Origin of the sequence: Kineosporia sp. R_H_3 (assembly GCF_002198675.1) — a bacterium.
Classification (GTDB): domain Bacteria; phylum Actinomycetota; class Actinomycetes; order Actinomycetales; family Kineosporiaceae; genus R-H-3.
Genome location: NZ_MWLL01000052.1, coordinates 1 through 7,019 on the forward strand (window position 1 = coordinate 1; position 7,019 = coordinate 7,019).

Annotated in this window: 6 protein-coding genes; 5 read left to right on the forward strand and 1 reads right to left on the reverse strand. The window is 74.7% G+C overall.

The features are described from left to right. The 4 genes from ECOMGDLI_RS03200 to ECOMGDLI_RS03215 form a co-directional block, all read left to right on the forward strand. On the forward strand, positions 1 to 413 hold a 413-nt coding region (locus tag ECOMGDLI_RS03200; RefSeq protein WP_143447488.1), incomplete at its 5' end, for a helix-turn-helix transcriptional regulator. Between the two features lie 108 nt (positions 414 to 521). Beyond that, entirely contained in the window at positions 522 to 1,592 is a 1,071-nt protein-coding gene (locus ECOMGDLI_RS03205; protein ID WP_088313580.1) for a hypothetical protein, read from the forward strand. Positions 1,593 to 1,717: 125 nt separating this feature from the next. Next, complete coding sequence (locus ECOMGDLI_RS03210; protein ID WP_088313583.1) at positions 1,718 to 3,568, forward strand: dynamin family protein; 1,851 nt, start codon at positions 1,718 to 1,720, stop codon at positions 3,566 to 3,568. Then, positions 3,565 to 5,031, forward strand: a complete 1,467-nt coding sequence (locus ECOMGDLI_RS03215; RefSeq protein WP_088313586.1) for a dynamin family protein — start codon at positions 3,565 to 3,567, stop codon at positions 5,029 to 5,031. The genes ECOMGDLI_RS03210 and ECOMGDLI_RS03215 overlap by 4 nt, the downstream gene beginning before the upstream one ends. A 14-nt stretch (positions 5,032 to 5,045) precedes the next feature. On the opposite strand, the gene ECOMGDLI_RS03220 is transcribed toward ECOMGDLI_RS03215, so the two are convergent. Continuing rightward, complete coding sequence (locus ECOMGDLI_RS03220; protein WP_088313589.1) at positions 5,046 to 5,699, reverse strand: hypothetical protein; 654 nt, start codon at positions 5,697 to 5,699, stop codon at positions 5,046 to 5,048. Between the two features lie 110 nt (positions 5,700 to 5,809). Here ECOMGDLI_RS03220 and ECOMGDLI_RS03225 point away from each other — a divergent pair. Beyond that, positions 5,810 to 7,019: Hsp70 family protein (locus ECOMGDLI_RS03225; RefSeq protein WP_143447489.1), on the forward strand; the 1,210-nt coding region annotated here is incomplete at its 3' end.

The following is a 7,019-nucleotide window of genomic DNA, read 5'->3' on the forward strand; positions in this document are numbered from 1 at the left end:
CCGGTGCGGGCCCGGTGACGACGGTCGGCGCGGCCGAGCTGCCCTGGGAGGCCTCGAGGCTCGCGGGTGACGCCGCCGTCCGGGTCGCGGACGCCGTCGCCGCCCGGCGGCTGCTCGAGCGCGCCCGCGACCTCGCCGCCGATCTCGCGACCCCCGCGCCGACCGTCGTCACCGGGCCCGCACCGGACGGCGACGGGGCCCGCCGGGCCGGGCTGTCGGACCGCGAGGTCGAGGTCGCCCGGCTCGTCCTCGACGGCCGGACGCACCGCGAGATCGGCGCCCAGCTCTACCTGTCGCCCAAGACCGTCGAGCACCACGTCGCGCGGATCCGGACCAAGCTCGGGGCGTCGACGCGGGCCGAGTTCGTGGCCGCGCTGCGAGGGCTGCTGGGCGGCGGTATCTCACCCCCATGACCCCCCTCCGAGGAGGGGGAGTTCCCCGATGTCCGGGGGGTCCCGCCGCACGCAGAGTTGAGCCATCAGCCCAGCCACCCCGGCGGGCGACCTCCCGAGGAGACGACGATGAACGTGACAGCCGAGGCGGCCCAGGTCGCTCAGATGCTCCTGCACGCGCTGCAGAACGCGGTCGGCATGGGGCCGGACGAGGCCCTCCAGTCCGCGAAGCTCGAGACGGGCGTGACGGACGAGCAGATCGACCAGGCCGACATGGGCGAGGTCTTCGACTACATGTGCGGCCAGCCCGGGCTCGACCCGCACCTGCAGGGGTTCCTCACGAACCAGGCCAACAACTACAACAGCTACGGCAACGTCAGCCAGGGCGGCAGCAGCTACTCCGGCGGCGGCGGTGGTGGCTTCCACGGCGGTGGCGGCGGTGGCGGCGCGAGCAACGCGCAGATCGTCCAGCAGGTCACGCAGAACTACAACTACCAGGAGATCAACGACAACCACATCGACATCCTGGGCCCGGTCAACGGCGACATCGACATCGACCAGGACAACGACGACATCGACGTCTCGGGCGACGGCGCCGCCGTGAACTCCGGCGAGGGCGACCAGAACGCCGCCACCGGCGACGAGTCCTCGGCCGCGCAGGGCGACGGCGCGCAGTCCAACTCCGGCGACGGCGCCGTCCAGGGCGGGCTCATCGTCGGCCCGACGAACACCGGCGAGTTCACGGGCAACCAGACCCTCGGCGGCGACATCGAGAACAGCCCGGTCGGCGACGGCACCATCGTCGTCGACAACGAGAACGGCGACATCCACGACGCGGCCCTCGGGTTCGGCTCCGGGGACACCGGCAACGTGTCGGGCAACTACCTCGAGGAGGGCGCCGCGGCGTCCGGCACCGGTGACGCGACCGGGCAGAGCGTCGACACGAACGTCCAGTCGGACGTGAACGAGGAGCACGGCGACGGGCACCAGCTCGACGTCGACGGGTTCGGCGGCGGCCCGATCCGTACGCTCGACGCCCAGCCCGAGCTGCGCGAGGTGGACAACGGGCACGACGACGGCGGGCACGGCGGCGGGCACGGCGACCACCAGTCCGACAACTTCTCGCCCGTGGTCGACGTGAACGTCGAGGGCGGGGCGGGCGACCAGCACGTCGCCGACGACGACATGGCCGACGCCTGACCGGCGACGACCACCCGCGGCAGCGGGTGCCGGTTCCCCTCGCGGGGACCGGCACCCGCTTCCGCACGTGAGACGCAGGACGACCGAGCGAGCGACGGACCGACGGACGAACCCAGGGAGCGGGTATGGCGCAGCAGACCCCGGTGCGGGCCGGGCCGGCCGGCGGCACGGACGCCGTCGTGGCCGCGAGGGCCGTCGTCGAGCACGGTCTGCGCGCCTGCGAGGCGTACTCCCGGCCCGACCTCGCCGACCGGCTCACCGCGGCGCAGCGCCGGCTCGCCGACCCCGGCACCCACATCGTCGTCGTCGGGGAGTTCAAGCAGGGCAAGAGCTCGCTGGTCAACGCGCTCGTCGGCGTCACCGTCTGCCCCGTCGACGACGACGTCGCGACCGCGCTCCCGACGTACGTCCGGCACGGCGAGCAGACCGAGGCGAACCTCGTGCTGGACGGCGACCCGCCGCTGCGCGAGCCGATCGCCGTCGACCAGATCCGGCTGCACGCCGTCGAGGGCGGCGGGGACGCCGGCGGCACCCGGCCCGACGGCCGCCGGGTCGCCGGGGTCGAGGTGCTGCTGCCACGGTCGATGCTCGCGAGCGGGCTCGTCGTCGTCGACACCCCCGGCCTCGGCGGCCTCGGCTCGACCCACGCGGCGGCGAGCCTGGCCGCGACGTCGATGGCCGACGCGGTGCTCTTCGTCACCGACGCCTCCCAGGAGCTCACCGCGACCGAGGTGGACTTCCTGCGCCGGGCCCGCGACCTCTGCGGGACGGTCCTGTGCGTCATGACGAAGACCGACTTCTACCCGGCCTGGCGTCAGGTCCGGGACCTCAACACCGCGCACCTCGTGCGCGAAGGGCTGGGCGAGGTCCGGCTGCTCACGGTCTCCTCGGCGCTGCGGACGCGCGCGGTGAAGACGAGCGACGCCGCGCTCAACACCGAGTCGGGCTTCCGCGAGCTGGTCCGCGTCGTCACCGAGGACATCGGCGTCGGCGGCGCGACCCGGGCGGCCCAGGACGCCGCCCGCGAGGTCGTCGCGGTGTGCGAGCAGATCGCCGGCCAGTTCCGGTCCGAGCGCTCGGCGCTCGCCGACCCGGCGTCCGCGCAGCGCGTCATCGACGACCTGACGCAGACCAAGTCGCGCGTGGAGTCGTTGCGCACCAACGCCTCCCGCTGGAACCAGACGCTCAGCGACGGCATCTCCGACGTGAGCGCCGACATCGAGCACGACCTGCGCGGGCGGATCCGTCGCGTCGTCAACGACGCCGACGACGCGCTCGGCGCCGGGGACCCCGCCGACTCGTGGCCGCAGATGGAGGCGTGGCTGCAGTCCCGGATCTCCTACGAGCTCGTGGCGAACTACACCTACCTGCGGGACCGGGCGACCGACGTGAGCGCCCAGGTGGGGGAGCACTTCCGCGAGGTGTCCGGCGACGACCTCGGTCTGCTCGCCGTCTACAACCCGACCCCGCTGCTGAGCCGCACCGAGTTCAACCCGGACATCAAGCTCGAGCGGATGACCACCCGCAAGCAGACGATGGTGGCCCTGAAGGGCAGCTACAGCGGCATCCTCATGTTCACGATGCTGCCGAGCCTGCTCGGCGTCACCGGGCTCGCCCCGATCGCGATCCCGATCGGGCTGCTCATGGGCCGGGCCGGGCTGCGCGACGAGAAGCGCCGCCAGCTCACGCAGCGGCAGGCGCAGGCGAAGAACGCCGTCCGCCGGTACTGCGACGAGATCCAGTTCGTCATGGGCAAGGACTCGCGCGACACCCTGCGCCGGATCCAGCGCCAGCTCCGCGACCACTACACGGCCCGCGCCGAGGAGCTCAACCGGTCGACGGCCCAGGCGCTGCAGTCCGCGACGGAGTCGGTCAAGCGCACCCAGGCCGACCGGGACCGCCGCGTCAAGGACCTGGACGCCGAGCTCGCCCGGCTCGCCCAGCTGCGGCAGCGGGCGGAGGCGGTGGGCGGATGACCCTGATCGACCGCACCCGCGGCGTGCTGCAGCGCGCCGCTCTCGCCTACCGCGGGACGCCGCACGAGGCCCGCCTCGTCGCGACCGCCGCCAGGCTCGACGCGCCCCTGCGCGTCGCCGTCGCCGGCCGGGTGAAGTCCGGGAAGTCGACGCTGCTCAACGCCCTCGTCGGTGAGCGCCTGGCCCCGACGGACGCGGGGGAGTGCACCCGGATCGTCACCTGGTACGGCGACGGGCACACCTACCGAGTGGTGCTCCACCCGCGCGTCGGCGAGCCGCGGCAGGTGCCGTTCCGCCGCGAGGACGGCGCGGTCGAGGTCGACCTCGGCGGGACACCGCCGGAGGACGTCGACCAGCTCACCGTCACGTGGCCGTCGCAGGCCCTGCGCACCGTGACGCTCATCGACACCCCCGGCATCGGCTCGCTCAGCGAGGCGGTGAGCCGCCGCGCCTGGGAGGTGCTCGCCGCGGAGGAGGACGAGACACCCGCGGACGCCGTCCTCTACCTCATGCGGCACCTGCACTCCGGCGACGTCGAGTTCCTCCGCGCCTTCCAGGACACCGAGGTGTCGCGGCCCAACCCGGTCAACGCGATCGGCGTGCTCTCGCGCGCGGACGAGATCGGCGTCGGCCGCCCCGACTCGATGTCGTCGGCCCGGCGGATCGCGGCGCGGCTGTCCGCCGACCCGCTCGTGCGCCGCGTCGTCCAGACCGTCGTGCCGATGGCCGGGCTCCTCGCCGAGACGGCGGTGACCCTCACGGAGACCGAGGTCGCGCACCTGCGCCGGATCGCCACGCAGCCGCCGCGCACCGTCGAGGGCCTGCTGCTGTCGACCGACCGCTTCCTCGAGCAGATGCCCGAGCTCGGTCTCACGTCCCTGGAGCGGCAGCACCTGCTCGACCGGTTCGGCGTCTTCGGGATCCGGCTCGCCTCGACCCTGCTGCGCCGCGACGGGGTCACCGCGACGGACCTGTCCCGCGACCTCGTGGCCCGCAGCGGCCTCGACGACCTCAACGGCGTCCTCGCGTCGCTGTTCTACCGCCGCCGGGACGTCCTCAAGAGCCGGTCCGCGCTGCTCGCCCTCGACCGGCTCCTCCACGAGCACCCCGTCGGGGGCAGCGTCGCGCTGTCCGGCGAGCTCGAGGAGGTCACCGCGTCGGCCCACCCGTTCAACGAGCTGCGGGTGCTCTCCGCGCTGCGCGCCGGGTGGGTGGCCGGCAAGCCGGAGGTGCTCGCCGACCTCGAGCATCTCATCGGCGGCACCGGGACGGCCGTCCACGAACGGCTGCGGCTCGACCCCGAGTCGGGCCTGCCGGAGCGGACGGCGGCCGCCGGGCAGGCGCTCGCCCGCTGGCAGCGGCGGGCCGAGAACCCGATGACCCCGCACGAGCTCGTCGTCGCGGCCCGGGTCGCGATCCGTTCGTGCGAGGGGCTCCTCGCCGACCTGGCCGCGGCCCGGTGACCGTGCCGCGGCCCTCAGCCGGCGTCGTGGACGTCGTGCGTCTGCGCGTCGGGCCCGTCGTCGGCGCCGTCGTCGTCGAGGTCGTCGATCGGGGACCCTGCTCCGAAGCCGTCGTCGAACCCGAGGTCCGCGTCGGCGCCCTGTCCGTCGACCGGGTGGCCGGCGGCGGGCGCGTCGAGAGCGTCGAGGTCGTCCAGGGTGTCGAGGTCGTCCGGGCCGAGGTCCTCGTCGGGGTCGTCGGCGTCACCGGTGCCGAACGCGTGGTCGGCCGGGGCGTCGTCCGTCACGTGGTCGGCCGGGTCGGCCGGACCGGTCACGGTGGCGGCCGGGACGTCGAGCAGGTCGGCGGCGTCGAGGTCGTCGGCCGCGAGGTCGTCGGCCGCGAGGTCGTCCGCCGCGAGGTCGTCCGCCGGGTCGAGCACGACCTCGCCGTCCCACGGGCCGGCCGGGGCGCTCGCGAGCAGCGCGAGCCCGTCGTCCGCCCCGTCCGCGGCGGCGAGGTGCTCGGCGACCTCGGCGGGGGCGGTGCCCGCGTACCCGTCGATCGCCGTGCGGAGCAGGTCGTCGCTGAGGTCGTGCCCCGCCGCGGCCAGCGCCGCACGCGCCTCACCGGCGTCCGTGCCGGCCAGGTCGGCGAAGACGTCTCGAAGGGGGCGCACCGGTTCCATGCCCCCACTGTAGGAACCTCGCCGAGGGGTCCGATGCGGGGACTTCCCCCAAGACACCCCTACTCCTGCGTTCCTAGCATCCTGCTCACCCCCCACCCCGGAGCGCTGTGATGTACGCACTCGGTATCGACCTCGGCACCACGTTCACCGCCGCCGCCGTGTGGCGCGACGGCCGCGCCGAGGTGTGCTCCCTCGGCAGCCGCGCCGCCGCCGTGCCCTCGGTCGTCCTGCTCCGGGAGGACGAGACGATCATCACCGGCGAGCCGGCGAACCGGCGCGCGCTCTCCACGCCGCACCGGGTGGCGCGCGAGTTCAAGCGCCGCCTCGGCGACGTGACGCCGATCCTGCTCGGTGGCGTCCCGTACTCCGCGGAGGCCCTCATGGGCCGGATGCTGCGCGCGGTCGTCGACGAGGTGTCCGCGCGCGAGGGCGGCGCGCCGTCCGCGGTCTGCGTGAGCCACCCGGCGAACTGGGGCCCGTACAAGACGGACCTGCTGCGGCAGGCGGTCCGCGTCGCGGGGCTGGACGACGCGACGTTCACCACCGAGCCGGAGGCGGCCGCGGTCTTCTACGCCCAGCAGCAGCGGATGCCGGACGGCGCCGTCGTCGCCGTCTACGACCTCGGCGGCGGCACCTTCGACGCCGCGGTGCTGCGCCGGGCCGGCGACGGGTTCGAGATCCTCGGCCGTCCCGAGGGGATCGAACGGCTCGGCGGCATCGACATCGACGCCGCGGTGTACGCGCACGTGGCCCGGGCCGTCGGCAGCGCGCTCACCGACCTCGACGAGGACGACGGTGCCGCGGTGGCCGCGGTGGCCCGGCTGCGCGAGGAGTGCACGCAGGCCAAGGAGGCGCTGTCGGCGGACACCGACACGACGATCCCGGTGCTCCTGCCGTCCTTCTCGACCGAGGTCCGGCTCACCCGTGCGGAGCTCGAGGCGATGGTGCGGCCGGCGCTCCAGGACTCCATCGACGCCCTGCGCCGGGCCCTGCGGTCCGCCGGCGTGAGCCCCGAGGAGCTGCACTCGGTGCTCCTCGTCGGCGGCTCGTCCCGGATGCCGATCGTGTCCCAGCTCGTCGGCGCGGAGCTCGGCCGTCCGGTCGCCGTCGACGCGCACCCGAAGCACGCCGTCGCGCTCGGCGCGGCCCGGCTCGCGTCGGACGCGCTCGGGTCCCCGGTGGTGCAGCCGGTGGCGGCTCCGGTGGTGCAGCCGGCGGCGGCTCCGGTCGTGCAGCCGGTGGCGGCTCCGGTCGTGGCGCCGGTCGTCGCTCCGGTGGTGCCCCCGGTCGTGACGCCGCCCGCGGCCGCTGCTCCGGCAG

Excerpts from the sequence above, each read along its gene's own strand:
- ECOMGDLI_RS03220 (WP_088313589.1), bottom strand. The coding sequence starts at position 5,699 with ATGGAACCGGTGCGCCCCCTTCGAGACGTCTTCGCCGACCTGGCCGGC.
- ECOMGDLI_RS03210 (WP_088313583.1), top strand. The coding sequence starts at position 1,718 with ATGGCGCAGCAGACCCCGGTGCGGGCCGGGCCGGCCGGCGGCACGGAC.
- ECOMGDLI_RS03205 (WP_088313580.1), top strand. The coding sequence starts at position 522 with ATGAACGTGACAGCCGAGGCGGCCCAGGTCGCTCAGATGCTCCTGCAC.
- ECOMGDLI_RS03215 (WP_088313586.1), top strand. The coding sequence starts at position 3,565 with ATGACCCTGATCGACCGCACCCGCGGCGTGCTGCAGCGCGCCGCTCTC.